We start from the raw sequence: 25439 nt of genomic DNA, 5'->3' as shown, positions 1-25439 counted from the left end.
GAGACAGGAGAGCACGATGACGTCCCTCCCCAGCCACCCCTACACCTCGACGACGTGGCCCGTCGGAGCGGCACTGCTGCAGTTCCCTGGAACGGACCCGTCGGGCAGGTCTCTGACCGACGGCGGACCGGAGCAGTGGCGACCCGCCCTGCGCGAGGTCGCGCTGGCGGGGTTCGAGCACGTGGACCTGACCGACTCCTGGGTCCGCCCGGGCGACCTGCCGCCCGCGACGCTGCGCGCGTTGTCGGCGACGGCCGGCGATCTGGGGCTCGCCTTCTCGGCGATCGCCGTCACCCGCAAGTCCGTCATCGACCCCGACCCGACCGTGGCCGACGCGAACCTGGAGTACGCCCTGCGTACCGTCGACGCGGCGGCCGAGCTGGGCGTCGGGACGGTGTGCCTCGGTCTGCACCAGCCGCTCACCCCGGCCCAGCAGGAGGCGCACTGGTTCTGGTTGGCCCCGGGCGGCGAGGACCCGGACGACGCAGCGGTGCGTGACCGGGCTGTCGAACGCTTCCGCATGGTCGGCGAGCGCGCCGCCAGTGCCGGTGTGCAGATCTCCCTGGAGATGTACGAGGGCACTTACCTGGGGACATCGGAGGGTGCGGTCGGTCTCGTGCGGGACATCGACCTGGCCGGGGTGGGCCTGTGCCCGGACATCGGCAACATCGTGCGGCTGCACCGTCCGGTCGAGGACTGGCGCGTGATGCTCGAGCGGATGCTCCCCTACACGAACTACTGGCAGGTCAAGAACTACCTGCGGGACTACGACCCGGCGACAGGTGCGTACTTCTCGGCCCCCGTTCCGCTCGAGACCGGGTTCATCGACTACCGCGCCGCGGTGGGCATGGCCCTCGACGTCGGCTTCTCCGGTCCGTTCTGCGTCGAGCACTACGGCGGTGACGGTCTGAGCGTCGCCGCCACGAACCGCGACTACCTGCGGCGCATCCTGCGCGCGAAGCTAGGGGAGTGAGATGACTCGTCTGATGAACGACCCGAAGCGCTTCGCCGTCGAGGCCGTCGAGGGCTTCGCGGCGGCGAACCCGCAGCACCTGCTGGCGGTACCGGGCGGTGTGGTGCGGTCCTCAGCCAGCCCGAGTGGTGAGGTCGCCGTCGTGCTGGGCGGGGGCTCCGGTCACTACCCGGCGTTCGCCGGTTGGGTGGGGCAGGGCATGGCGCACGGGGCGGTGTGCGGCAACGTGTTCGCCTCCCCATCCGCCTCGCAGGTCCGGTCCGTGGTCCGCGCTGCCGACAACGGTGGAGGGGTGCTCCTCGGCTTCGGCAACTACGCGGGCGACGTGCTGCACTTCGGTCAGGCCGCGGAGCAGCTGCGGGCAGAGGGCGTAGACGTGCGGATCATCACGGTGACGGACGACGTCGCGAGCGGCCCGGCGGACGAGCCCGAGCTGCGTCGGGGCATCGCCGGGGACCTCATGGTCTTCAAGGTCGCCGGAGCTGCCGCGGCACGTGGTGACAGCCTGGACGCCGTCGAGGCCGTGACACGCCGGGCGAACGCCCGCACCCGCACCCTCGGGCTGGCCTTCGGCGGATGCACCCTGCCGGGAGCGGACGGGCCGCTCTTCGATGTCCCCGAGGGTCTCGTGGCCGTCGGCCTGGGGATCCACGGCGAACCGGGGATCAGCGAGGCGCCCCTCGGCACGGCCGACGATCTGGCGGACCTCCTGGTGGAGGGTGTGCTGGCCGAGGAGCCGGAGCGCGGCGACGGGTATGGGGGCCGCGTAGCGGTCCTGCTGAACGGGCTCGGTGCGACCAAGTACGAGGAGCTGTTCGTGGTCTACCGACGGGTCGCGGAACGACTCGCCGAGCACGGCTTGGACGTCGTCTCCCCCGAGGTCGGCGAGCACGTGACGAGCCTGGACATGGCCGGACTCTCACTCACGGTGATGTTCTGTGACGACGAGCTGGTCGAGCTCTGGACGGCTCCGGTCGACACTCCGGCCGTCCGGCGTCACCTCAGCCCGGCCGGCGATCGGACGCCGCGGGAGATCTCCGCCGCTGAGGTGGAGGACCCGGTCGTGCCCGGCGTCCCGGCGTCGCGGGAGGCCGCGGCTGCGGTCCTCGAAGGGCTGCGCCGAGCCCTCGCGGTGGCACGGGAGTCGGAGAACGAGCTCGGAGACCTGGACGCGGTGGCCGGGGACGGCGACCACGGGCAGGGGATGGTGCTCGGCACCGCGGGCGCCGTCGAGACCGCCCAGGAGGTCACCTCGGCCGGAGCGGGCGTGCGGACCACCCTGCTGCGTTCCGCCGCGGCCTGGTCGGATTCAGCAGGCGGGACGTCGGGAGCCCTGTGGGGTGCCGCCCTCGCCGCCGCCGCCGGAGCACTCGACGACGGAGAAGCCGTCTCACCCCAGAGGGCAGCCGAGGCCCTGGAGCGGGCGCGCGACGCCGTCCTGCGGCTCGGTGGAGCCCAGCCCGGGGACAAGACCATGCTCGACGCGTTCGTGCCGTTCGTCGCCGCAGTCCGCGAGGGCGTCGACCGGGACGGTGACCTGCCAGCGGCATGGCGCGCGGGCGCCGATGCTGCGGCCGACGGCGCTGCCGCCACCTCCGAGATGGCGGCCCGGACCGGAAGGGCACGCGCGCACGGCAATCGCAGCATCGGCCACCCGGACCCGGGTGCCGTGTCGTTCGCACGGCTGGTCGAGGCCGCCTTGCGGACCACCATCCCCGACACCACCCAGGAGGATCGATGACGTTCAGGATCGTGGTGGGCGCGGACAGCGCCGGGTTCGAGTACAAGGAGGCGCTCAAGCGTCACCTCGAGGAGGACGAGCGCGTCGGGCAGGTGGTCGACGTCGGCGTGACGAGCGACGAGGACACCGACTACCCGCACATCGCTGTCGCGGCGGCCCGGATGGTGGCGGCAGGGGAAGCTGACCGGGCGCTGCTGGTGTGCGGGACGGGGCTGGGGGTGGCGATCGCCGCCAACAAGGTCCTGGGTGTCCGGGCAGTGACGGCCCACGACGCGTACTCGGTGGAGCGCTCGGTGCTGTCGAACAACGCCCAGGTGCTGACCTTCGGCGCCCGTGTGATCGGCTTGGAGGTCGCACGGAAGCTGACGTCGGAATGGCTCGGGCACGTGTTCGACGAGGAGTCGCGCTCGGCGGAGAAGGTCGCCGCGATCGGGCAGTACGAGGAGCCGGACGCGCCGTGACCGGGCTACGAGGAGAGGGCCGGTCACACGTCCCGGTGACCTGGGTAGGGACGAGCTGGAAGATGACGAAGACGCTCGCGGAGGCGCGTCGATATGCCCGGCGGCTCGCCGACGCCTGGGGCGACGGGACCGCGATGCCGGGCGTCCAGCCTTTCGTCATCCCCTCCGCGACGGCAATCGCTGCGGTGCGGTCCGAGCTGGGATCCTCGCCGGTGCTCGTCGGCGCGCAGGACGCCCACTGGGAAGACGCCGGTGCCTGGACCGGCGAGGTGTCGGTGCCGCAGGTGGCCGACGCGGGCGCGGTGATGGTCGAGATCGGCCACTCCGAGCGCCGAGAGCACTTCGGGGAGACGGACGAGCGGGTCAACGCCAAGGTGCTCGCCACGCTGCGGCATGGGCTCCGTCCTCTCGTCTGCGTCGGAGAGACAGCCGCGGTGCGCGACGAGGGAGGTGCCGACGCCCACGTGGTGCGGCAGGTCGAGGCCGCGCTCCGCGGGGTGGACGACCCGTCAGGTGTCTTGGTTGCGTACGAGCCCGTGTGGGCGATCGGCTCGCGCGGGCGGCCGGCGGGACCCGAGGACATCGTCGGCGTGGTGGCCGCCATCCGGGCTTCGGCGCCTGGTGTCGCCGGCGTGCTCTACGGCGGTTCGGTCGCCCAGGGCAACGCAGCGGAGCTACTCGCTGTGCCGGGCGTCGACGGAGTATTCGTTGGCCGGGCAGCGTGGTCCGTGGAGGGGCTCGTGGAGATCGCGTACCTGGCCGGTCGCAGCCGTCAGGTGCCTTCGCCCTGACTTCCTGCCCTGCCAGGTAGCTACTCGCGGTGGACCCCCTACAGGCGTGATTCGTCGTTTCTGGTCGTGGGCCAGTGGCCGCGGTTCGGGGCTGTTCCAAGCGGAGAGCGGCGATGAGAGCTTCGATGGCATCGGTGGGGATCCGACGGCAGGCGCCGATCTTCACGCTGTCGAAGGTGCGGCCGTTCGTAGCGCGTGCGCGGGGGCACCGACGCGGCGTGCTCATGTCGTGCCCCAGCGCCACCGCGAGGACCAGACGTTCTGTGGCGGGCGGCCGGGGCTGTTCCAGAACTGCTGTCGGCGTGGGCGCGCTCCGTAGTGCCGGCTGGGGGACCTCAGTCATCCCACGACCATGTTAGCGCTATCTTAACCGGCACGCGCCCTTGGCCTTGCTGACGCCAGAGCCGGTCCGACGTGGTCTGACGACCACCAGTTTCAGCACGGAACACGAGCCCACGGCCGGATCTGGCGGCTGCGAGCTCTTGACGCATCCCAAGGGAGCGCTAACATGGAGAGCGGGAACAGCAGCGACGACGCTCCTTACCTCCCTGGCACCCCGCGACGGGTGAGGTCGAGTCCTCCTCGCCACCCTTCGCCTCGAAAGTCAGCACTGGCGCTGTACGGCAGAGAGAGGACCCCAGCATGACCGTCGACCACAGCAAGGCTGCAGATGGCCTCACCGCACTCACGTTCCTGAACGACGCGGAGGCCCGTACCGTCGAGGCGATCGCAGAGCGGATCATCCCCGACGGCGGGGATGGCGCAGGTGCGGCCAGCGCCGGGGTCGTGTACTACATCGACCGGTCCATCGGCGGCGTCAGCACGCATCTGCAGCACGTCTACCGCACCGGGCTGCGCGCGCTGGACCGCTACTGCCTGAACGAGAGGTCCGCCGCCTACATCGGCCTGACCGCCGACGACCAGGACGGGGTCATCCGCCACTTCCTCGGCCCCGAGCAGACCGAGGTTGGCACCACGCCTCAGCTGTTCGGCGACGAAGAGGGTGAGCGGGATGACGCGGACCTTCCGATCCTGCGGCGACTCTTCGCGGTTGTCCGTGAGCACACCATCGAGGGCTTCTTCTGCGACCCGGTGTACGGGGGGAACCGCGATGCCATCGGCTGGAAGCTCGTCGGGTTCCCAGGTGCCTACTGGGGCTACACGGCCCAACAGATGGGCCCTGGCTTCGACGGCCGCTCACTCCCGATCAAGACGCTCTCCGACCTGCGTGCGCAGCTGCAGAGCCTCCCAGACAACTCGACCTTCACGAGTAACCAGGAGAGCTGATCCATGACTTCGAAGATCGACGCCATCGTCGTCGGAGCCGGTGCCTCGGGTGCCGTCATCGCCTCCGAGCTCGCACAGGCTGGCCTCAAGGTCGTCTGCCTCGACAAGGGGCCCAAGCACACCACCCAGGACTTCCAGCTCAAGCAGGACGAGATCCGCTACTACGCCCGCGGTTCCCTGGTCCCCAGCATGGACACGGACCCGATCACGTGGCGCGAGACCAGTCAGGATGGTGACGGCGAGCTTGCACCGTGGGCTGCCGGCCCACTGGGCACCGCCAACCCGCTGCACCTCCCGCCGTCACTCGGCGCCGGGGGTGGCACCGTGCACTGGGGTGGGGCCTGCTGGCGATTCCGCGAGACTGAGTTCCGCATGAAGACGGAGATCGAGGAGAGGCTCGGGAAGAGCGCCCTCCCGGAGGGGCACACCCTCGTGGACTGGCCGATCACCTACGCGGACCTCGAGCCGTACTACGACAAGGCCGAGTGGGAGCTAGGGATCTCCGGGCGGGGGAGCAATGTCGCCGGCAGGCCCGAGCTGGACGAGAACCCGTGGGAGGCTCGCCGCCAGCGCGACTACCCGATGCCCCCGCTGCGGCAGGGCACCGCGGACATCGAGTTCTCCGAGGCATGCAGTCGCCTGGGCTATCACCCCTTCCGCACCGCAGCCGCCATCGCTTCGGAGCCCTTCAAAGGTCGTTCGGGCTGCACCTACTGCGGCTTCTGCCACGGGTACCCCTGCCACGTGGACGCGAAGACGTCCACCCACGTCGCCGCGCTGCCCTATGGCGAGGCCAGCGGGAACCTGGAAGTGCGCGAGTACTGTCGCGTCTACAAGGTGAACCGCTCCCGCGACGGCGCGCGTGTCACGGGCGTGTCCTACTACGACGCTGACGGTCGATCGGTCGACCTCGAGGCGGACCGTGTCGTGCTGGCGTGCTACGCGCTGGAGAACGCCCGTCTCCTGCTGGCCTCGGGCATCAATGCCAATGGCCAGGTCGGTAAGCACCTCATGACCCATGCCTTCGGCTTCTTCATGGGACTCACGAAGGAACCCTCCAACCCCTACATGGGTACCCTCGTGGCCTCGACCTCGATCGAGGACTTCAGCGGCGAGCTTGTTCACGAGCACGACCCGACGGTCCTCTGGGGCGCCCCGATCATCAGCTGGCCCGGTGACTACCAGCCCATCGAGATCGCCCACGCGATGCCGCCGAGCGCCCCGCGCTGGGGCGCCGGGTTCCGCGACTGGATGCGCGACAACTACAGCCACGTGTGGTCCATGTACTCACAGACCGCCAACATCCCCACCACGGACACGTACGTCGATCTCGACCCTCGCCGCAAGGATCCCTGGGGTCAGCCGGCGCTGCGCATGACCCACGGCTGGGGCGAATGGGACCAGAAGATGGTCGAGTTCCTTCTGGGAGTCAAGAGGAAGATCGCCCGAGAGATGGGCCTGACCTACTGGTGGGAGGAGACCACCAAGCCGGACTACCACCTCTCCACCCACGAGGTGGGCACCCATCGAATGGGCGAGGACCCGACCATCTCGGTGGTCGATGTCTACGGCCGCTCCCATGAATGCGAGAACCTCTACGTGGTAGGCGGAGGTCAGTTCCCCAGCTACCACGGGTACAACCCGACCGAGACCATCTGGGCGATGGCCTACATGACGGCGGACAGCATCATCGGTCGGTCGGCACCAGGGCCAGTGACCGAGCACGGGCACGTCGGGGATCGCCACGCGTCTCACAACCACAGCCACTGATACCCCACCACAGCGTCTTGCAGCAGGGCCCTGACGACACGTCGATGTCGGGGGCCGGGACCCGCACACCCATCAACGAGCTCACGGAGAAGACTTATGCAGACCCGACCACTCGGAAGCACAGGCCTGGACGTCACCTCGATCTGCCACGGAACTAGCCCGCTCGGCAACTTCCCAGCTCAGTACGGCTACGAAGTCAGCGAGCAGCAGGCCGTCTCGACGATTCTGCGGGTTCTGGACTCACCTCTGAACTTCATCGACACCTCCAACAACTACTTCGACGCCGAACGCCGGATCGGGATCGCGCTGCGGGAGCGCGGCGGCCTGCCGAACGGCTTCGTCCTCGCGACGAAGGTCGATCCACAGCACGGCAGCACCGACCTGTCTGGGAAGCGGGCAAGGGCTTCCGTCCAGGAGAGCCTGGAGCGACTCGGTCTCGACCGGCTGCAGCTCGTCTACATCCATGACCCAGAGGTCCACGACTTCGACGAGGCGTCCGGCCCCGGCGGCGTGGTCGAGGCAATGGTGGACATGCAGCACGAGGGGCTGATCGACAACATCGGTGTCGCTGGTGGGCCGATCGACCTCATGAAGCGCTACGTCGACCTGGACGTCTTCCAAGCCGTCATCAGTCACAACCGCTTCACGCTCGTGGATCAGTCCGCGAGGCCCCTCATCGATCAGGTGGCGGACAAGGGCATGGGCTTCGTCAACGGGGCGCCGTACGGCGGGGGGATGCTCGTCAAGGGCCCGGATGTCCACCCCAACTACTGCTACAGCCCCGCCAGCGAGGAGACGCGGGACCGCGTCCGCGCCATGGAGCGTGCCTGTGCTGAGCACGCCGTCCCGCTGGCAGCCGCAGCCCTGCAGTTCTCACTCCGGGAGCCGCGCATCGCCTCGACGATCGTAGGGATGTCGACGCCGGAGCGGGTTGAACAGACACTCGAGCTGGCTTCAGTCGAGATCCCCGCGGACCTTTGGTCCTCCCTTGACGAGCTCGCCGAGCCGGGACGTCACGGCATCCCTGAGATGGCTTCGTGAGGATCGCGATGTTAGCGCTACCAGATGGTCTAGACGTGTCCTCGCCGATCAGAGCGCGATGTGTTCCCTGGTGTGCGGGTCACCCCTCGGGAAGGCGGTCGCGATGAGCGTGGACGTCGCTGGTCCGGCACTACGGGTGCAGGGCCTCACCAAGCGGTATCCGGGTGTGACGGCGCTGGACGGAGTGGACCTTGAGGTCCACGCGGGCCAGGTGTTGTCCCTCTCCGGTGCGAACGGTGCGGGTAAGTCGACGCTCGTGAAGATCCTCTCGGGGGCCGAGCAGCCCGACGCCGGGCACATCTGGGTTGACGGCACGGAGGTCCACTTCGACAGCCCGCATGCCGCGCGGCGGTCCGGCATCTACACGATCTACCAGGAGATGAGCCTGGTCCCGACGATGTCCGTGGTGGAAAACATCTTCCTCGACGACTTCGCCAAGGGGGTGTTCGTCCGTCGAGGTCGCTTGGAGAAGCGGGCCTTTGAGCTCATGGAGCGTCTCGGAGCACCGGTGGACGTGCGGATCCCTGTTGGGTCGCTCCCGCTCGCCAAGCAGCAGCTCGTGGAGATCGCCAAGGCGCTGAAGTCCGACCCTCACGTCCTCCTGCTGGACGAGCCAACAACGACCCTTCCACCGAGGGACGTCGGTGGCCTCCTAGATCTCATGCGAGCACTGGCGGTCTCCGGCGTAGGCCTGATCTTCATCTCGCACCGGCTCGACGAGGTCACCCAGGTGTGCGACACGGTGGACGTCCTGCGGGACGGCCGGCGGGTCGCCCATTTCGACACCGTTCCCGGCGCCCATCAGATCGTCAAGGAGATGGTGGGCGACCGCTACGAGAACTCCCTCGCAGCTGCCGCGGCAGAGGGCGCCGAGGGCAAGCTCGGAGGGGTTGCGACGGATGACGTCGTTCTGCAGGTCCACGAGTTGTCCGACGGCCATCAGCTGCACCCGGTCTCCTTCGACCTTCGGCGCGGTGAGGTGCTGGGCATCACCGGTCTGCTCGGGGCCGGGCAGAACGAACTGGCCGAGTGCCTCTTCGGTCTGCGCGAGGTGGTCAGCGGAAGCTCAACCATCGATGGGCGCAAGGTGCGGGTGCGCTCGCCACAAGAGGCGATTCGCGCGGGACTCGGCCTCATCCCGGAGGATCGCAAGTCCCAAGGTCTCGTCTTGGACATGAGCGCCAACAAGAACATCACCCTCGCCTCGCTCGCCTCATTCACACGAGTCGGACTGCTCGACCACCGCCATGAGGTCCGGCACGCCCTCACCCAGGTCGACGAGCTCAGCATCAAGTGCAGCAGCGTCCACCAGCACGTCCGCACCATGAGCGGCGGGAATCAGCAGAAGGTCCTGCTGGCCCGCTGGCTGACCAAGAACAGCAAGGTGCTGATCCTGGCCGAGCCGACCCGGGGCGTCGACGTCGCCGCCAAGGAGGAGATCTACCGGTTGATCCGCGCCTACCTGCGGGCCGGTGGTGCGGCGATCGTCGTCACCTCCGAGGTCTCCGAGGCGGCCTTGTGCGACCGGGTCATGGTGCTCTCTTCCGGGCGCGTCGTGGCAGAGGCCACGCACGAGGAGATCTCGTCCAAGCACCAGGACCTCCTCACCCATCTGCGATGAGCACTCCCCCCTACCGCCCCGCCAATCCCCAGGAGGAACCCATGTCGGTCTCTTCTCACGAGGCCTCGATGGCCGAGGACCTCACCGTGAGCTCGGAACCCCTTAAGAGAAGGGCCCGTCGCGGGTTCAAGATCGGGCCCCAGGGCTACCTGCTCGGCGTCTTCATCCTTGTCGCCGTCGTCGGATCCTTCACGTCGCCCTTCTTCTTCACCGCCCGGAACCTCGAGAACATCGCGGTCGCCGCCTCGGTCGTCGCAGTGTTGGGTGTCGCCCAGTTCATCGTCGTGGTGACCCGCGGCATCGACCTCTCGGTCGGCTCCGTGGCGGCACTCTCTACCGTCATCGCCGCTGTGCTGCTGCGCCAAGGCCACGGCGTCGTCGTCACGGTGGTCGTGGCTCTCCTCGCCTGCTCATTCGCGGGATTCATCAACGGCATCCTCGTGGTCTACGCCAGGATCGCGCCGTTCGTCGCGACACTGGCCATGCTGAGCATCGCGCGTGGAGTGGCCTTCCTTGTCCAGGTCGGGACGCTCATCGTGATCAGCAACCAGAACTTCCTGAGCTTCTTCGGAGGACGGACGGCGACTGTGCCGAACGTCGTCCTCATCGCTGTGGTCGTGACGCTTGTCGCGGCTTTCGTCATGCGGTTCACCCCGCTCGGACGTCGCCTGTACGCCCTGGGTGGAAACCCCGAGGCCGCGCGACTCTCCGGGCTGCCGGTCAAGCGGGACCAGGTCATGGCCTACGTCACCAGCGGCATGCTCGCCGGGCTCGCCGGCCTGATGCTCGCCGGCCGCCTCTCCCAGGGCAGCTCGCTGGTCGGGCAGGGCTACGAGCTCGACTCGATCGCCGCGACGGTCGTTGGTGGCACCTCGCTGTTCGGCGGCACCGGTGACCCGATCAGCACCGTCCTGGGCGCGCTGATCATCGGGATGATCGGCAACATCATGAACCTGGCCGGCATCCAGTCCGAGCCTCAGCTCGTGATCCGCGGCCTGGTCATCCTCATCGCCGTGTTCCTCACCTCTGGCGGCGGCATCCAGCGGATCCGCGCCGCCATCACCAAGCTCCGGAAGCGCGGCGACAACGCCGTCCCGGGCTCACCCGCCCCTGTCGCCGGCCCGGCAGCTCCTGCCTCCCGGCGACCCGACCTCAACGAAGGGAACGACCGATCCCCCGCCCGCAAGCCCGACAGCACGGAAGGAACCCCATGATGCGCACCAAGACCAGGGGCGCCGCCCTCACCGGCGGCCTCGCACTCGCACTCGCGCTCTCCGCCTGCGGAGGCAACGGCCAGCAGAACGGCGCCGGCGCTGACGGCGACGGCACGACCGCTGCCCCCGGCGGCGAAGAGACCATCACGATCGGCTTCTCCCAGCGGCGGCTGGCGGGCAGTGACTGGTGGGCAACCCTCCTGCAGGGAGCCGAGGACAAGGCCGCCGAGATCGGCGCCCAGATCATCGTCACCGACGCTGGTGGCGACACCGTCAAGCAGAACTCTGACGTCCAGACACTCCTCACCCAGGGCATCGACGTCCTGATCATCAATCCGCACGACCCGACCGGTGTCGCAGGCGGGGTGAACGCTGCTGTCCAGGACGACGTCCCCATCGTCGTGGTCAACAGCAACCTCGCCGATGACCTCGCACAGAATCAGTTCTGCTACGTCGCCGAGGACCAGGAGCAGGTCGCGGCCGGCTTGGGGGCCCAGATCGCCGAGTTCGCGAAGGAGCGCTTCGGGGATGCCGACGAGCCGCTCCAGGCAGTTGTCGTCGGAGGCTACTCAGGGGAGACGGTGACCACCTGGAGGCACGACGGGGTTGTCGCCGGCTACGACAGCGTCGAGGACGCGCCGGAGATCGAGTACCTGCCGATTCGTTACGGCGAGTGGCTGCCTGACCGGGCCCTTGACCCCGTTCGCGACGTCGCGACCGCCAACCCCGACCTCGACATCGTCTTCAGCTTGAGCGACGTGATGCTCCCGGGCATCAAGCAGGGCCTGGCCGACGCCGGGATCCTGGACCAGGTGATCATCGGCACGTACGACGGCCAGATGGCCGTGCTGCAGGAGATGATCGAGAACCCGGACGGGCCCGTGCTGGCGAACGCCTCCAACGAGCCCTACAAGCAAGGAGAGACCGCGGTCGAGATGGCCGTCGCAGCGGCTCGCGGGGAGTCCCAGGAGTCGGTGTGCCCCGGTGGTGAGTTCTGGATCGACACGTTCCTCGCCACACCGGAGAACGCCGAGGAGTACTTCGACCCGGACCGTCAGTTCTGACGTGTCGCTCAACCCGAGGTCGACCCACCCGTAACTCGGCCGACCTTTGCTCGACTGATCCGCCGCTGCCTGCCGACCGCCGGCGAGTCCGGCGGTCGGCGGCTCCGGGCGCCCGACCCGCGGGGTGTGGGTCGCCTGATGGCCTTCACCCCGGATAGAGAGCGGATCAGATCTCAACCGACAGTAGTCACCGAGCGCAGCTACGAACTGCGCATACGATTAGAAGGAGCTCAGACATGGTCGAGCCGTATTCCGTCGTCGCACTCTCGCCCCGCACATTCCAGATGAAAGACCGGAAGGACGGTGTGGAGAACGTCAAGCGGATCAACAAGTTCATGGACACCGCTGTCATGGTCGGCGCTTGGGAGGGCGCACCGGTCCGCCTCGTCGTCATCCCCGAGATGGCCATCCAAGGAATGATCGCAAACACCCCGGGCAACCGGGAGCGGGAAGCTCACTTCGCTGTGACGATCCCCGGGCCGGAGACGGACGAGCTGGCGAAGAAGGCGGTGCAGCTGAACACCTACATCGCCGCCGAGCTCTACATGGTCAAGGACGAGGACTTCGAGGACCGCTACTTCAACGTGGCGTTCATCATCGATCCCAGAGGCGAGATCGTCTACAAGCGCTACAAGGCGACCAGTGACGCCTACGAGGGCGGCATGCTCGGCAACATGAACCCGCACGATGTGTGGGACGAGTGGGTCCAGAAGAAGGGCAAGGGGAACGCGATGGACGCGATCTTCCCCGTCGCCCGGCTGGAGATCGGCAACATCGGCATCGTGATCTGCCACGAAGGCGTCTATCCGGAGATCGCCCGCGGTCTCGCGATGAACGGTGCCGAGATCATCATCCGACCAACTCTGATCGAGCCGGCAGTCATGACCGGCATGTGGGAGATCCAGAACCGGGCCCACGCCCTGTTCAACCACGCCTACGTGGTGGCACCGAACCTGGGCCCGGAGATCATGTCCGACGGAGGCATCCAGGACCTGTTCGGCGGACAGTCGATGATCGTCAACCCACGGGGACAGATCGTCGCTCAGCAGAACGGCTGGACGTCGGGCGACTCGTTCGTGTGCACGACGATTGATATCGAGGCCCTGCGCCGGTCGCGGATCGCCAACGGTCTGTACAACCAGTTCAAGGACCTGCGGACCGAGCAGTACCGCGCGATCTACGACCAGCCGATCTACCCGAAGAACCAGTACCTCGAGGAGCCCCCCGGCGAGGACTGGCTCGCTCGGGAGGACGCCACCCGCGCTCGCAACATCGAGACGCTCATCGAGAGGGGGGTTCTGACCCCGCCGGAGGGCTACCGCTCGAATGGCAACCGTGTGGGTACTCCGGTGACCGACACCGCCGAGAAGACGGCCGGGGCGTGAGGGCACCGGATGCGCGCCGGGTCAGGGCTTCCGCCCATGCCTGGCGCGCATCCGGGCTCCGCCTGACGCTCTCTTCAACTCGTTCCCGGGACCGCAGGGCCAACTCTCACCGTAGGAGCGGACGTGCAGCTCGATCTGCTCCAGGACCGCACTCGGGGGACGAACGAGATTTCGTGGCGCTCGATGTCCAGGCCGAGAGCTCTGGTCCCAGGGCGGAGGGCGACGAGATGCACCACCTTCATGGCGTGATGGATATCTACTCCGCCGCGGTGCGCACTGGTGAGTATGCCGAAACGGACATGTCGGACACGAGGAGTCGGTAGCGCTTCTACTCGCTACCCAAGAGGCGGCGCGAAATCGGCAGAAAGCAATCACTATCCATCCACGAGGTGTGTCTTGAGCATGTTGACCGATCGATACCCTGGGATCAGACGGTCCGACCGATGCCGTGGGTGGGAGTGGGCCCTGTTGAGAGGCGATGAACATGGCAGGTGAGGGCGGCGCGGCGTCTTCGGCGCACCACACTGACGTCATGCAGCCCTCTCTGCGCGAGGTGGCTGTGCGCACCTCGCCCGAGAGTCCTGACGTGGTCGGCGCGCCGCAGGCGCCACGCATGATTGACGTGGCCCGTCTAGCGGGCGTCTCCCAGCAGACTGTCTCGCGGGTCCTCAACAGGAACGCCTACGTCAGCCGGGAGTTGCAGGAACGGGTTGAGCGTGCTGTGCGCCAGCTCGGCTACCGCCGGAACAACGCAGCCCGGGCGCTCGTGACGAGGCAGACGATGCACCTCGGGGTGGTCACCGTCGGGGCCATGCAGTACGGCCCGGCGCAGGCGCTGTTCGGGATCGCCGAGCAGGCCCGCGAGCTGGGGTACGCGACGAGCCTCGTCAGCCTCAACGACATCGATCGACCCACCATGCGGCGGGCGCTGGACCACCTGGTGGCAGATGCGGTGGACGGCATCGTCGTCCTCGCGCCGACAATCGCTGCGGCTGACGCCGTGGAAGGGCTATCGGCTTCGGTGCCACTCGTCATGTTCGAACCCGGAGTGTCGGACCGCGAGCGGACAATCGCTCATGACGAAGTGCTCGGTGCGCAGATCGCCACGCGCTACCTGCTCGACCTCGGGCACCCGACGGTCCACCACCTCGCCGGCCCTCCCGGCTGGCTCGGAACGGACGCTCGCATCGAGGGCTGGCGTCGCGCTCTCATGGCCGCGGGGAGCGCGGCGGGACCTGTCTTGGCTGGGGACTGGAGCGCAGAGTCCGGGCACGAAGTGGGACTGCGGATGCTGCAACGGCAACGGCCGACGGCGGTCTTCGCCGCGAACGACCAGATGGCCCTGGGGCTCCTCAAGGCGGCCTCGGAACTCGGAATGCACGTACCGGAGGATGTCAGCGTCGTTGGGTTCGACAACGTGCCCGAGGCCCGGTACTACCAACCGGCTCTGACGACGATGCACCTGGACTTCATGGAGGTCGGGCGCCGGTGCGTCGACAGGGTGCTACAGCTGATCCGGGGCAGTGGCAGCATGCCGGAGCCCATCGAGGTGCCCTATCTGATCCCTCGGGACAGCACCGCACGCTACCGTCCGAAGCCTGGGGCCGGGGCTTGAGAGGGCGCTACTCGCAGCCGATTCCGTCGCCGTCGCGGTCCAGGTGCGTTCCGTACCCGGGCTGGCCCACGAGGACAGGGGCGGCGCCTGCGTCCCGTGCTGCGGTGCAGTTCTTGTAGTAGACCGACGGCTCGGGGACCTGAGCAGGGGCCGGAGCGGGGGCCGGAGCGGGTTCGGGAGCAGGGACGGGTGCCGGTGCGGGGACCGGAGCGGGTGCGGGTGCTGGCGCGGGGGCCGGTTCAGGCTCGGGCTGGGGGGGCACGGCCGACCCGGTCGGGAGCGGCTCGTCGGGGCAGGTGGACAGGACGCTGACCATGGCGTTGCGCTCTGCTTCGGTGACCCAGAGCCCGTAGGTGTACTTGACGCCGACCTGGCGCGCGACGTACGCGCACCGGTAGGGCTTGTGGGGCGGTAGCCACGTCGCGGTGTCACCGTCGCCCTTCTGCATGTTCAGCGGGCCGTCGACCGCCAGCAGGTTCAAGGGATCGTTGCCGAACGCCTTGCGCTTGGTCTCGTCCCACTGCTGCGCGCCCTTCTGCCAGGCGTCCGACAGGGCCACGACATGGTCGACCTGCACGGCGGTGCTGGTCTGTGCACCTCGCTGGAAGGTGATCGTCGTCCCGCTGTACGGGTCGGCCAGGACCCCGGTCAGGACGACGCAGTCGGACGTGCCGGCCTTGAACGTCTTGTCGGTGAGGTCACGGTCGAGCATGTCGTTGCGCGCGTCGCACCCGTTGCGGTCCGGGTCGAGCCAGCCGTTGCCGAACAGGTCGCGGTTGTACCCGGTCTTGGGCGCGCGACCCTTGACCTCGAGGAGCGAGACCGCCGCCAGGGCCGTCTCGGGCAGGGCGGTCGCCGTCACGGCGGCGACGTCGACCTCGGGAGCCAGCTCCGGCGCGGGCAGGGCCGCCGCCAGATCCTCGGGGGTGGGGGGTGACGGGGTCGGTGTGGGGGTGGGTGCCGGTGTGCGCTGCGCCTTCTCGGCCGGCGAGGCGCTCGGCGTCGCAGAGGGCTCCGCGACCGGGGCGGTCTCCTCCGCCGGTGCGGCGACCGCTCCACCGATCATGACGAGCATGAAGCCACCGGCAACGACTCCGGCACCGACCCGCCGTCGCGTCCGACCCAGCCAGGAGGACCGTCGCACCACCGCCCACAGACCGGTGATGATCAGGTAGAGGCCCACGAGTGCGAGCACGATCGTCGGGCCGCCGGTCAGCCCGATGACCATGACGGTCGCCAGACCGGCCAGGCCCACCTTCATGCTCCGTGACATCGGGGCACGCGGGGATGGGCTCGCCGGGACGGGGGATGTCATGCACCAGTCATCGGCAGGGCAGGTCCGCCACATGAGCAGGTCATCCGATGTCCGACGTGGCATCCATGCCGTGGCTGGCTGCCCAGGGGCGCAGTTCCCTGCAGCCAGCGTGCGACTCTGCCGATCGACTGCGTCGATGCCGGTCCACACACTGCGGACGGGGTGGTTCCGGAGAGAGGCCCCGGTGGGCAACTACTACGTGAAGCAAGCGCGGTCGGTCCGATCGGACTAGCCGTCGGGGAATCGTCCTGGCGTTGCGGTGACGCAACATCCCGGTGCGCAGCCCCGCACCAGAGCGAGCGAGTCGAGGCGTGTGGTGCTCGCGGGTGAAATCCCCGAGACCCTCGTGTACGGCACGGACGTCCCCGACCTCAAGAAGTGCCCTGTCCTGGGGAAGTGGGGATCGTCCCCGGCCAGCCAGGCAACGCGATGATCTCCGGACACCGGACCGCCTGCAGCGCGCCGTACCGCGACGTGGACCAGCTCGTGCCCGTCGACCGGATCGTGGTGCAGGTCTCCGGGCAGGCTGACGCAGGCAGCCTCTGTCTGCCGACGGAACCCCACTGGCCGGGTTCCCCATCCGGGCGCTCCTCGAACCCTCAGACGCCACGATGACGGACCTCATCGAGCGCACGTCCACACGACGGCCGCCGACGGCTCGTGGACACTGAGCGCACCCCAAGGGCTGCCGGCCGGTGTCGAGTCCGAGGACGGCACGCTACCTGTGCTCATCCAGGGCGCTGACCCCGCGGGCTCGTCATGAGGACGCTTGAGGTGACGGCGAGCCGTCGAGGATGGAGCGTCGTACCGAGGAAGTCTCCTCTGACGCCGAGGTCGTGCTGGCCGCTGAGACCCCGCTCCGGCCGCCGTGGGGGCGGCAGCGGTGTCGATGCAGAAGTGGCCCTTGGAGTCACGATCCCATCACGGGCTTGACCCGATGAGAACCGCATGGGAGGGTGGCGCAATCGTTCGCGCAAACGTTTCGACGGAGAAGCAGATGGCAACCATGGTTGATGTCGCTCGGCTCGCAGGGGTGTCGATCTCGACGGTCTCGCACGTGCTGAACGGGACTCGCAACGTCGAGCCGGGGACTCGTGATCGGGTCTTGGCGGCCATCGAGCAGACGTCCTACCGTCAGGACGCGCTCGCGCGGGCGATGAGGCGGTCGCAGACGGACAGCCTCGGGCTCGTGCTCTCTGATGTCGGCGAGCCGGCGTTCGCGGAGATGATGCACGGGGTGCAGGAGTCGGCATACGCCGACGGGATGACGCTCTTGGTGGCCAACTCCGACGAGACGGCGGAGCGGGAGCTGAGGGCGGTACGGACACTCCTGGAGCGTCGTGTCGACGGCATCGTCCTGGCTCGCGTGGCGGACTCGAGCGACGAGGTCCTGGACGAGCTCAGCCGAGCCGGCGTTCCTGTGGTTCTGATGGACCGTCTTGCGGGGCTTCCGATCGACCAGGTCGGCACGGAGAACCGCTCGTCGATGCGAGAGCTCGTCGACCACCTTGTCGGCCTCGGCCACCGGCGCATCGTCGCGGTTGTCGGTGACACCAGGGTCTCGCCGCTCCGTGAGCGGCTCGAGGGCTTTCGCGACGCGGTCCGGAGCACCGGACTCGCTGAGGAGGACCAGACGGTCCTCCTCAGCAGCTCCAAGTCCGAGAATCTCAGCGATCGCCTCTCGGCCGTTCTCACCGAGCACCGGCCGACTGCACTCATCGCGTGCTCGACGCACCTGGCCGCAGGCGCCCTGGGAGTCGTCCGACGGCTGGGCCTGTCGATCCCCTCAGACCTCGCGTTCGCGACGTTCGACGGGTTCCCGTATCCCGAGCTCTTCGAGCCGCATATCACCACCGTGCGCCAGCCCGGGTTCGACGTCGGCGCAGCGGCCGTCCGGCTGCTGATCTCGCGGATCGGTGGGAGCGCTGGCGATCCCTCGACGGTGAGGCTCTCACCCACGATCGAGTACCGCGCGTCCACAGGCCCGCGCGTCCCGCAGCCGTCCGAGAAGACCTCCACGGCCCAGCCGATGCAGACCTCCTGACCGCCCGACCTCATCCCCTCGATGCAAAGGAGCATTCCATGAAGTCCCGCCCGAAAGCCCTCCGATTCGCCGCCGCCGCCGCGGCCGCCGTACTCCTGGCGTCCTGCTCCTCTGGAACATCCGACCCGTCGACAGGGGCCGGCACGGATGGCCCCTACGCGCCCCCCGCCGCCGACGTCACGGCCGAGATCACGATCTCGAACTGGGGGGACCCGAACGACAAGGCGATCTACGACTCCGTCGTCGCGCGGTTCGAGGAGAAGTACCCGAACGTGACCGTCAACAACGACTTCACGCCCATCACCACCTGGACCGAGTACGTGAGCAAGCTCGTCGCGGCGGTGGCGTCGGGCAACGCCCCGGACGTGATCAACATCGCGACCGAGGGTGTTGAGCTCGGCCTCTACAACGACCTGTTCGCGCCGATGGACAGCTACATCGCCAATGACCCGGAGGCCCAGCCTCTCCTGGATGCCATGAACCCGACTCTCGTCGACGGGTTCACCAAGGATGGGTCGACCTACCTCGTGCCCAACACGTGGAACTCGATGCTCATCTACTACAACACCCAGATGTTCGCCGATGCCGGCATCGAACGTCCCGCCGACGACTGGACGTGGGATGACTTCCTTGCGATCGCCAACCAGCTGACCACGGGCGACGGCGCGAGCAAGGTCTACGGCTTCGGGCTCCCTTACTTCAACTTCGGGATCATGCCGTGGCTGTACACCAGCTCGACGTCGACCATGAGTGAGGACCTGAAGACGCCCACCATGACCGACCCGGCCACCGTCGAGGCCGTGGAGTGGGTGCGTGACCTGGTCACCGAGGAGGGCGTGGCTCCCCAGCCCAAGGGCGCGGACCCGTACCAGCTCTTCCCGGCAGGCAAGGTCGCCATGACCGGGGCCGGCCACTGGTTGGTCTCCTCCTTCGCTGACGCCGGCTTCTCCGACTACGACGTGCTGCCTTGGCCGCAGAACACGGAGTCCTCCACGGTCTGGGGTGGCGGTGGATTCGCCATCTCCCAGGACTCGGAGAACAAGGATCTCGCCTGGGAGCTGATCAAGGCCCTCGCAGACGAGGAGACGCAGATGCAGTGGGCCGCGGCCGGTGCCGCTGTGCCCTCCATGGAGTCGGCCGCGATCTCACCCGACTTCACCGAGTTCCCCGAGCACGCAAGCCTGTACTTCACCTCGATCGAGAACGCCCGGCCCGTGCCCGCGCCCACCGTCTTCAGCACGCTGGAGCCGTCGTTCATGCGGGCGATGGACAGCATCATGGCCGGCGGCGACGCCGCGACAGAGCTCGCCAAGGCCAACGACGAAGTCCAGCAGGCCCTCGAGGATGAGTAAGGCCTCCACTGCGACCGCGGTGAGGCGGCCCCGCACGGGCCGCCTCACCCTGGCCGAGCGACGCGAAGCCATGACGGGCTATGCCTTCATCGCCCCATCGGTGATCGGCTTCCTGCTGTTCATCCTCGGCCCGGTGGTCGCAGCACTGTTCCTCTCGACCACCCGCTACACGATCCTGCGCCCGCCCCGCTTCGTGGGCCTGGACAACTACACCAGGATGCTCAGTGACGATCGGCTGCTGCAGACCTACGGCAACACCTTCATCTACGTCATCGCCGCTGTCATCCTCATCAATGCCATCGCGCTGACCGCCGCGGTGCTGATCAGCCAGAACATGCCGACCTGGCTCACCACCATCTTCCGGTCCGCCTACTTCTTTCCCTACCTCGTCGCCCTGGTCTACGTGTCCATCATCTGGCAGGCGTTGTTCCAGAAGGACACCGGCGTTCTCAACTACTACCTGTCCCAGGTGGGTGTCGCCCCGATCGACTGGCTGAACAGCCCGGGCATGTCCAAGGTCACCGTCATCATCGTCGACACCTGGCGCAACATCGGGTTCGCGATGCTCATCTACGTGGCCGCCATCCAGGAGGTCCCGAAGGAGATGCTGGAGGCCGCCGAGGTGGATGGCGCAGGACCGTGGCGGCGCTTCCGATCGATCACCTTCCCGATGATCAGTCAAGCCACCTTCTTCAACATCACGACCACGGTCATCGGGGCGTTCCAGATCTACGAGTCGATCATCGTCCTGACCCGAGGTGGGCCAGGGGACTCGTCGCGCAGCGTCGTCATGTATCTCGCGGAGAAGGCGTTCAGCGACTACGACATGGGATACGCCTCTGCGATCGCTGTGAGCCTGTTCGTCCTCATCCTCCTGGTGACCCTCGTGCAGTTCCGGGTCCGTCGAACGTGGGTGCACTATGAGTAGCAGGACTGGCTTCCAGCCGAGGCCGCAGATCGGCTCGGGTCGACGCCCGTCGCGCAAGGACCGTGGGACGAAGGTTCGGCGCACCACCCCCGGCCAGGTGATCGCGATCATCCTCCTGGGGCTTGGAGCGATCGCGATCGTCGCGCCGTTCCTGTGGATGGTCACGACCTCACTGCGCTCACCAGGAAGGGCGTACGACCTGCCGCCGCAGTGGCTCCCGACCGAGTTCCGCTGGGCGAACTTCGCCGACGCGATCAACGGACCTGTCCCAGTGCTGCGGAACATGTTCAACAGCGCGGTGATCGCCATCTCGGTCAGCATCGGCACCCTCATCACCGCGCCGATGGCCGGCTACGCGTTCGCGCGTCTGCGCTTCCCAGGTCGTGACAAGATCTTCGTCCTGCTGCTGGCGTCGCTGATGGTACCGGCCCAGGTGACGATCATCCCGCTCTTCCTGATGATGAGCAGCTGGAATCTCATCGACAATCCCCTCAGCCTCATACTTCCGGGCCTGACCGGCGCGCTCGGGGTGTTCCTCATGCGGCAGTTCTTCCTCGGCATGCCCGAGGAGATCCTCGAGGCCGCACGACTCGACGGCGCAAGTGCCTGGGCGACCTATCGGCTCGTCGCCCTGCCTCTGGCGCGCAACGGTGTGAGCACCCTAGGGATCATCACCTTCCTGACCAGCTGGAACGCCTATTTCGCGCCATCGATCTTCCTCAGCAGCACCGACACCGCGACGTTGCCCCTCGCGCTCGTCCTGCTCCTCGGGCCTTACGGGGCAGGGAATCTCTCGGTCGTCATGGCGGCGACAGTCATCGCCATCACACCGGCATTTGTCGTCTTCCTGCTGGCGCAGCGCTGGATCATCGCGAGCCTCACGCAGTCGGCCGTCAAGGGCTGATCACCACGCACTTCCAGCTGACCGGACGACGGTCAGCTCAGACGAAAGGATCAACATGACCGGCGCAGGACCCCGCATGGGACTTCTCGCAGACCTCACCCGCACCCACGACGCACGCTCCGGGCGCGCCTCGAGCTGGGACCAGAGCGGGCGCAACCGCGACAACTGGCTCGTGATGCCGGGCGAGGAGCGCGTCCTGGCCGACATCGAGGGCCCCGGGTGCATCACGCACATCTGGATGACCCAGTCCTGCCGACTCCAGCCGGGGCCAGGCCAGATCGACCCAGCAGCCGTCGGGGTCCCCATGCTCGAGATCCACAACGCCCTGGGCGTCTCGTGGGAGGTCGTCGACCCCGACTACTACCGCAAGATCGTCCTCAAGGTGTACTGGGACGATCAGGAGACCCCCAGCGTGATCGCACCGCTGGGCGACTTCTTCGGCTTGCTGAACTCGCTGTCCGGCTCCTACGAGTCGCTGCCGCTGTCGGTCTCAGCCAAAGAGGCCGAGCTGCACACGTTCGGCGGTTCAGCGGCCTTCAACAGCTACTTCCAGATGCCCTTCAACAAGCGTGCACGGATTGTCGTGGAGAACCAGAACGACGTGCCCTACCTCCAGTACTTCTACGTCGACTACGAGCTCTACCGCGAGCCGCTCGCTGCCGACGTCGCCTACTTCCACGCCCACTACCGCCAAGCCCGCCCGTGCAGCGGGTGGGGACCTGACCTCCAGACCAACTCCATCGAGGTCACCATCCCCAACCTCGACGGCGCGGACAACTACGTCGCCCTGGAGATCGAGGGGTCGGGGCACTACGTGGGATGCAACCTCGCAGTGCGGCACTTCCAGGGATCCTGGTGGGGCGAGGGCGACGACATGATCTTCATCGACGACGACACCTGGCCACCCAGCCTGCACGGAACAGGCATGGAGGACTACTTCGGGCACGCGTGGGGGATGCAGCACAACGCCTACCTCATGAACGGCACGATCGTCCACGAGGAAGACGTCCCGGGATTCCACCACAGCTATCGGTTCCACCTCGTCGACCCGATCCGGTTCACCACACGGATCAAGGTGAGCTTCGAGCACGGGCACGCCAACCACCTCTCCGACGACTGGTCATCCGTGGCGTACTGGTACCAGAGTCTGCCGACCGCACCCCTCACGATCCCGCCGGTCGACGAGCGCCTACCCCTTCGGCCCCGCGATGCTGTCGTCACTGCACCACTGCCCGAGCTCACCGACTCCCAGCGAGCAGCGCGAGAGTCCGCCGACCAGAGGATGACCGACTTCGTCGCCGTCCGAGACCGGGTTCGCACCGACCGCGTCACGGAGATCGACGCCGCCGAGGCTGGCAACGCACAGATCGCTGCCGAACTGCGCCGCCGCTACCTGCAGTCCTGACCGAACGAGGGAACGAGTAGTCATGACAACCGACGTCACCCGCCCCCGGCTGCACTTCACCGCACAGGAGGGCTGGATCAACGACCCGCTGGGGCTGACCCACCACCAGGGGCGGTACCACCTGTTCTTCCAGTTCGTGCCTGGCCAGACGCAGTGGGGCCCGGACCAGCGGTGGGGGCACGCCACCAGCGACGACCTGCTGCACTGGACCGAGGGACCAGTCGCCCTCGAACCCGGCGACGGCGACGGCGGGATCTGGTCCGGGAGCATCGCAGTACCCGACTCCGGTCCAGCAGCCCTCTTCTACACCAGCGTCGACCTGGAGGACTTCCAGGTCGGACGCGCTCGCCTGGCTCGACCGGTCGACGACACCTGGGACGAGTGGATCAAGAAGGACGTCGTCGCCGAGCTGCCCCCGGGCATCGACGTGGTGGCCTATCGCGACCCCTACGTGTTCCACGACGGCACCGCATGGCTGATGCTCATGGGCGCGGGGCTGGCAGACGGCACGGCCACCGCGTTGACCTACCGGTCGGACGATCTGGAGACGTGGACCTACGCAGGACTTCTCGCGAGCCGGCACCGCAGCGAGACAGAGCCGCTGTGGCTGGGCGCGGTGTGGGAGTGCCCGCAGGTGTTCCGTCTGGCCGGACGATGGGTGCTGACCGTCTCGGTGTGGGAGCCGACCGTGCCCTACTACGAGGCCTACGCGATCGGAGACCTGGTCGACGGCCAGTTCGTCGCGGAGTCCTGGGGGCGGTTGAGCTACGGGCCCTCGTACTACGCGGGCTCGGCCTTCGCCGACAAGGCAGGCGGACGTGGCCTGATCTACTGGATGCGCGACGTCGACGACGCTGCGGGGAGCTGGGCGAGCGCCCACTCGCTGCCGCATCGGCTGACCCTGCAGGGCGATCGGGTGGTCGCTGCGCCACCCCCCGAGGTCGCTCTGGCTCGCACCGGGCCGGCGACCACCACGAGGTCAGGGCGTGTGGAGGTTCCATGGGTCGTCGATCTCGAGTGGCTTCTCGACACCCCCGGTTCCGGTGCGACGCTCGTCATCACCGGGGTCGGTGGAGTGGAGGTGCAGGTGGAAGCCAGGGACGCCGAAGTGACAGCGACGGTCGGCGAGGCGTCATGGTCGATGCCGCTCGTCGACACCGCCCTGCGCCTGGTGATCGACGGTCCTGTCATGGAGATCTTCACGCTGAGCGGCGTGATGGGCTTCCCGATCCCGAGTGCGAGCGACCGACGCACCGTGACCGTGAGCGGCGACGCGGTCCTGACGAGCCACGCCATGGCCTAGTGGCAGCTGCCCGCGGCCCACGGCCCCTTGTGACGTCAGCGTCAGTTCTGGGCGGGTTCCCGCTGCGGCCAGCGCCTCGACGCGTGCGGCCGACAGCACTTCTTCGATGATCAGGTGTATCGCCCCGCGGATACCTGCGCCCTCTGGGTCGTGCGCGGCGCGCACGTCGAGATCATCGGCGGCGATGGGTAGGCACCGGGAGAACAGCTCGCCGCGCAAAGCCGCGATGAGAGGTGCGGACGCTGACATCGCCCCGCCGAGCACGACGTCGCTACTCGTTCGCGCCGACCGGAGCGAGGAGTTGGCCTCGGAGGTCGTCATCGTGCGGGGAGCCGATGGTAAAGGATGCCTGGGCAGTCGGGCAGCGGGGAGGCGGTCCGGACGGGGATCCTCGCCGTCGATCCCGGCGCCGACGTCCAGGTGCTGACCGTTGCGGACGGTGGCGACGGAACAGTCGATGCCCTGCTCGGGACTCGTCGAGGCCGTCGTGTGCCGGATCGGAGGGCCTGGGCATCGTGCTGCGGCACGCTCTCACCTCGGGTGTCTCGCGTGTCCTCATCGGCCTGGGCGGAACGGCGACCACCGACGGGGGAACCGGTCTTCTGGCAGCACTTGGCGCCGAGCTGCGAGACGGGGCGGACGATCCACCACCGGACGATCCCGGCAACCTCCTGCTGCGTGTCGAAGCGATAGCCCCCGGAACCTTCCCGGAACTGGGTGAGGTCGAGCTGATCGCCCTGACCGACGTCGACAACCCGCTGCTCGGAGACCAGGGTGCCGCTGCGGTCTACGGGCCCCAGAAGGGTGCCACCCCGGGCCAAGTCACCGAGCTCGACGGCCGGATGGCTGGCTGGGCCGACATCCTGGAGGCCACGACCGGCCTTGCATTGCGTGACCGTGCGGGCGCGGGCGCAGCGGGCGGGCTCGGTGCGGCGCTGCTGGCACTTGGCGCACGGGTCGAACCGGGCGCCGAGGTCATCGCCCGAGAGGTCGAGCTCAGCGCTGCCATCCAGGGAGCTGACCTGGTCATCACAGGGGAGGGCCGGGTCGAGCACCCGCTCGGCGCCACCGGGTATCTGTTCGACGCGGTCATGCCGATCCATCCCCACCCGATGTCCGTGGCCGACGCGATGGACGCTGCAACGACAGCCGCCGGACTTGCCGCCACCGCCGGGGAGGTCGTGCGGCTCGTCCGAGCCATCGCGACGCGATGACCGGCGACCCA

The 25439-nt window shown here is 68.0% G+C and carries 20 protein-coding genes; 19 read left to right on the top strand and 1 reads right to left on the bottom strand.

The genetic code is table 11. From position 1 onward, the window contains the following. The first annotated feature begins 16 nt into the window (after positions 1 to 16). The 12 genes from M1R94_RS02255 to M1R94_RS02200 all read left to right on the top strand — a co-directional run bounded on the left by M1R94_RS02255 (position 17) and on the right by M1R94_RS02200 (position 14963). Positions 17 to 973, top strand: a complete 957-nt coding sequence (locus M1R94_RS02255) for a sugar phosphate isomerase/epimerase family protein (RefSeq protein WP_249380045.1) — start codon at positions 17 to 19, stop codon at positions 971 to 973. Between the two features lie 13 nt (positions 974 to 986). After that, on the top strand, positions 987 to 2714 hold the full coding sequence (locus M1R94_RS02250) for a dihydroxyacetone kinase family protein (RefSeq protein WP_308199862.1): 1728 nt from the start codon (positions 987 to 989) through the stop codon (positions 2712 to 2714). Further along, positions 2711 to 3175 (top strand): ribose-5-phosphate isomerase, encoded by a 465-nt coding sequence (locus M1R94_RS02245; RefSeq protein WP_249380043.1) that lies wholly within the window; start codon positions 2711 to 2713, stop codon positions 3173 to 3175. The genes M1R94_RS02250 and M1R94_RS02245 overlap by 4 nt, the downstream gene beginning before the upstream one ends. Continuing rightward, positions 3172 to 3966, top strand: coding sequence for a triose-phosphate isomerase (locus M1R94_RS02240; RefSeq protein WP_308199861.1), 795 nt, complete (start codon positions 3172 to 3174; stop codon positions 3964 to 3966). Before M1R94_RS02245 ends, M1R94_RS02240 begins: the two co-directional genes overlap by 4 nt. Before the next feature lie 642 nt (positions 3967 to 4608). Beyond that, positions 4609 to 5253, top strand: a complete 645-nt coding sequence (locus tag M1R94_RS02235) for a gluconate 2-dehydrogenase subunit 3 family protein (RefSeq protein ID WP_249380041.1) — start codon at positions 4609 to 4611, stop codon at positions 5251 to 5253. Positions 5254 to 5256: 3 nt separating this feature from the next. Next, complete coding sequence (locus M1R94_RS02230) at positions 5257 to 7023, top strand: GMC family oxidoreductase (RefSeq protein ID WP_249380040.1); 1767 nt, start codon at positions 5257 to 5259, stop codon at positions 7021 to 7023. Positions 7024 to 7119: 96 nt separating this feature from the next. Next, positions 7120 to 8064 (top strand): aldo/keto reductase, encoded by a 945-nt coding sequence (locus M1R94_RS02225; RefSeq protein ID WP_249380039.1) that lies wholly within the window; start codon positions 7120 to 7122, stop codon positions 8062 to 8064. Between the two features lie 103 nt (positions 8065 to 8167). Next, entirely contained in the window at positions 8168 to 9685 is a 1518-nt protein-coding gene (locus tag M1R94_RS02220; protein WP_249380038.1) for a sugar ABC transporter ATP-binding protein, read from the top strand. Positions 9686 to 9726: 41 nt separating this feature from the next. After that, positions 9727 to 10899 carry an ABC transporter permease gene (locus M1R94_RS02215; protein WP_249380037.1) on the top strand — a complete coding sequence of 391 codons (1173 nt, stop codon included), beginning with the start codon at positions 9727 to 9729 and terminating at the stop codon, positions 10897 to 10899. Beyond that, positions 10896 to 11963 carry a sugar ABC transporter substrate-binding protein gene (locus M1R94_RS02210; protein WP_249380036.1) on the top strand — a complete coding sequence of 356 codons (1068 nt, stop codon included), beginning with the start codon at positions 10896 to 10898 and terminating at the stop codon, positions 11961 to 11963. The genes M1R94_RS02215 and M1R94_RS02210 overlap by 4 nt, the downstream gene beginning before the upstream one ends. 236 nt (positions 11964 to 12199) lie before the next feature. After that, a complete protein-coding gene (locus M1R94_RS02205) occupies positions 12200 to 13348 on the top strand; it encodes a nitrilase-related carbon-nitrogen hydrolase (protein ID WP_249380035.1) in 1149 nt (382 codons plus the stop codon). Positions 13349 to 13880: 532 nt separating this feature from the next. Further along, positions 13881 to 14963 carry a LacI family DNA-binding transcriptional regulator gene (locus tag M1R94_RS02200; protein WP_249380034.1) on the top strand — a complete coding sequence of 361 codons (1083 nt, stop codon included), beginning with the start codon at positions 13881 to 13883 and terminating at the stop codon, positions 14961 to 14963. Between the two features lie 7 nt (positions 14964 to 14970). On the opposite strand, the gene M1R94_RS02195 is transcribed toward M1R94_RS02200, so the two are convergent. Then, positions 14971 to 16236 (bottom strand): GmrSD restriction endonuclease domain-containing protein, encoded by a 1266-nt coding sequence (locus M1R94_RS02195; RefSeq protein WP_249380033.1) that lies wholly within the window; start codon positions 16234 to 16236, stop codon positions 14971 to 14973. A 910-nt stretch (positions 16237 to 17146) separates the two neighbouring features. Here M1R94_RS02195 and M1R94_RS02190 point away from each other — a divergent pair. The 7 genes from M1R94_RS02190 (at position 17147) to M1R94_RS02160 (ending at position 25428) form a co-directional block, all read left to right on the top strand. Further along, positions 17147 to 18322: a LacI family DNA-binding transcriptional regulator gene (locus M1R94_RS02190; protein ID WP_249380032.1), complete on the top strand. Its 1176-nt coding sequence runs from the start codon at positions 17147 to 17149 to the stop codon at positions 18320 to 18322. 38 nt (positions 18323 to 18360) lie between these two features. Next, positions 18361 to 19674 (top strand): ABC transporter substrate-binding protein, encoded by a 1314-nt coding sequence (locus tag M1R94_RS02185; protein WP_249380031.1) that lies wholly within the window; start codon positions 18361 to 18363, stop codon positions 19672 to 19674. A 70-nt stretch (positions 19675 to 19744) separates the two neighbouring features. Further along, positions 19745 to 20602, top strand: a complete 858-nt coding sequence (locus M1R94_RS02180; RefSeq protein ID WP_249380030.1) for a carbohydrate ABC transporter permease — start codon at positions 19745 to 19747, stop codon at positions 20600 to 20602. After that, positions 20595 to 21506, top strand: coding sequence for a carbohydrate ABC transporter permease (locus M1R94_RS02175; RefSeq protein ID WP_249380029.1), 912 nt, complete (start codon positions 20595 to 20597; stop codon positions 21504 to 21506). Before M1R94_RS02180 ends, M1R94_RS02175 begins: the two co-directional genes overlap by 8 nt. 76 nt (positions 21507 to 21582) lie before the next feature. After that, positions 21583 to 22911 (top strand): glycoside hydrolase family 172 protein, encoded by a 1329-nt coding sequence (locus M1R94_RS02170; RefSeq protein ID WP_249380028.1) that lies wholly within the window; start codon positions 21583 to 21585, stop codon positions 22909 to 22911. 22 nt (positions 22912 to 22933) lie between these two features. Then, positions 22934 to 24214 (top strand): glycoside hydrolase family 32 protein, encoded by a 1281-nt coding sequence (locus tag M1R94_RS02165; RefSeq protein ID WP_249380027.1) that lies wholly within the window; start codon positions 22934 to 22936, stop codon positions 24212 to 24214. A 335-nt stretch (positions 24215 to 24549) separates the two neighbouring features. Next, entirely contained in the window at positions 24550 to 25428 is an 879-nt protein-coding gene (locus M1R94_RS02160; RefSeq protein ID WP_283252799.1) for a glycerate kinase, read from the top strand. Positions 25429 to 25439: the final 11 nt, after the last annotated feature.

Source organism: Actinotalea alkalitolerans, from assembly GCF_023369855.1.
Lineage (GTDB): Bacteria > Actinomycetota > Actinomycetes > Actinomycetales > Cellulomonadaceae > Actinotalea.
The sequence above is the reverse complement of the archived record's forward strand: the minus strand, read 5'-3'. Positions and strand labels throughout refer to the sequence as shown.

Coding starts and splice junctions, on each gene's coding strand:
- M1R94_RS02175 (WP_249380029.1), top strand. CDS start 20,595: ATGAGTAGCAGGACTGGCTTCCAGCCGAGGCCGCAGATCGGCTCGGGT.
- M1R94_RS02225 (WP_249380039.1), top strand. CDS start 7,120: ATGCAGACCCGACCACTCGGAAGCACAGGCCTGGACGTCACCTCGATC.
- M1R94_RS02255 (WP_249380045.1), top strand. CDS start 17: ATGACGTCCCTCCCCAGCCACCCCTACACCTCGACGACGTGGCCCGTC.
- M1R94_RS02235 (WP_249380041.1), top strand. CDS start 4,609: ATGACCGTCGACCACAGCAAGGCTGCAGATGGCCTCACCGCACTCACG.
- M1R94_RS02245 (WP_249380043.1), top strand. CDS start 2,711: ATGACGTTCAGGATCGTGGTGGGCGCGGACAGCGCCGGGTTCGAGTAC.
- M1R94_RS02215 (WP_249380037.1), top strand. CDS start 9,727: ATGTCGGTCTCTTCTCACGAGGCCTCGATGGCCGAGGACCTCACCGTG.
- M1R94_RS02200 (WP_249380034.1), top strand. CDS start 13,881: ATGCAGCCCTCTCTGCGCGAGGTGGCTGTGCGCACCTCGCCCGAGAGT.
- M1R94_RS02195 (WP_249380033.1), bottom strand. CDS start 16,236: ATGTCACGGAGCATGAAGGTGGGCCTGGCCGGTCTGGCGACCGTCATG.
- M1R94_RS02210 (WP_249380036.1), top strand. CDS start 10,896: ATGATGCGCACCAAGACCAGGGGCGCCGCCCTCACCGGCGGCCTCGCA.
- M1R94_RS02185 (WP_249380031.1), top strand. CDS start 18,361: ATGAAGTCCCGCCCGAAAGCCCTCCGATTCGCCGCCGCCGCCGCGGCC.
- M1R94_RS02250 (WP_308199862.1), top strand. CDS start 987: ATGAACGACCCGAAGCGCTTCGCCGTCGAGGCCGTCGAGGGCTTCGCG.
- M1R94_RS02230 (WP_249380040.1), top strand. CDS start 5,257: ATGACTTCGAAGATCGACGCCATCGTCGTCGGAGCCGGTGCCTCGGGT.
- M1R94_RS02170 (WP_249380028.1), top strand. CDS start 21,583: ATGGGACTTCTCGCAGACCTCACCCGCACCCACGACGCACGCTCCGGG.
- M1R94_RS02205 (WP_249380035.1), top strand. CDS start 12,200: ATGGTCGAGCCGTATTCCGTCGTCGCACTCTCGCCCCGCACATTCCAG.
- M1R94_RS02180 (WP_249380030.1), top strand. CDS start 19,745: ATGACGGGCTATGCCTTCATCGCCCCATCGGTGATCGGCTTCCTGCTG.
- M1R94_RS02160 (WP_283252799.1), top strand. CDS start 24,550: ATGGTAAAGGATGCCTGGGCAGTCGGGCAGCGGGGAGGCGGTCCGGAC.
- M1R94_RS02220 (WP_249380038.1), top strand. CDS start 8,168: ATGAGCGTGGACGTCGCTGGTCCGGCACTACGGGTGCAGGGCCTCACC.
- M1R94_RS02165 (WP_249380027.1), top strand. CDS start 22,934: ATGACAACCGACGTCACCCGCCCCCGGCTGCACTTCACCGCACAGGAG.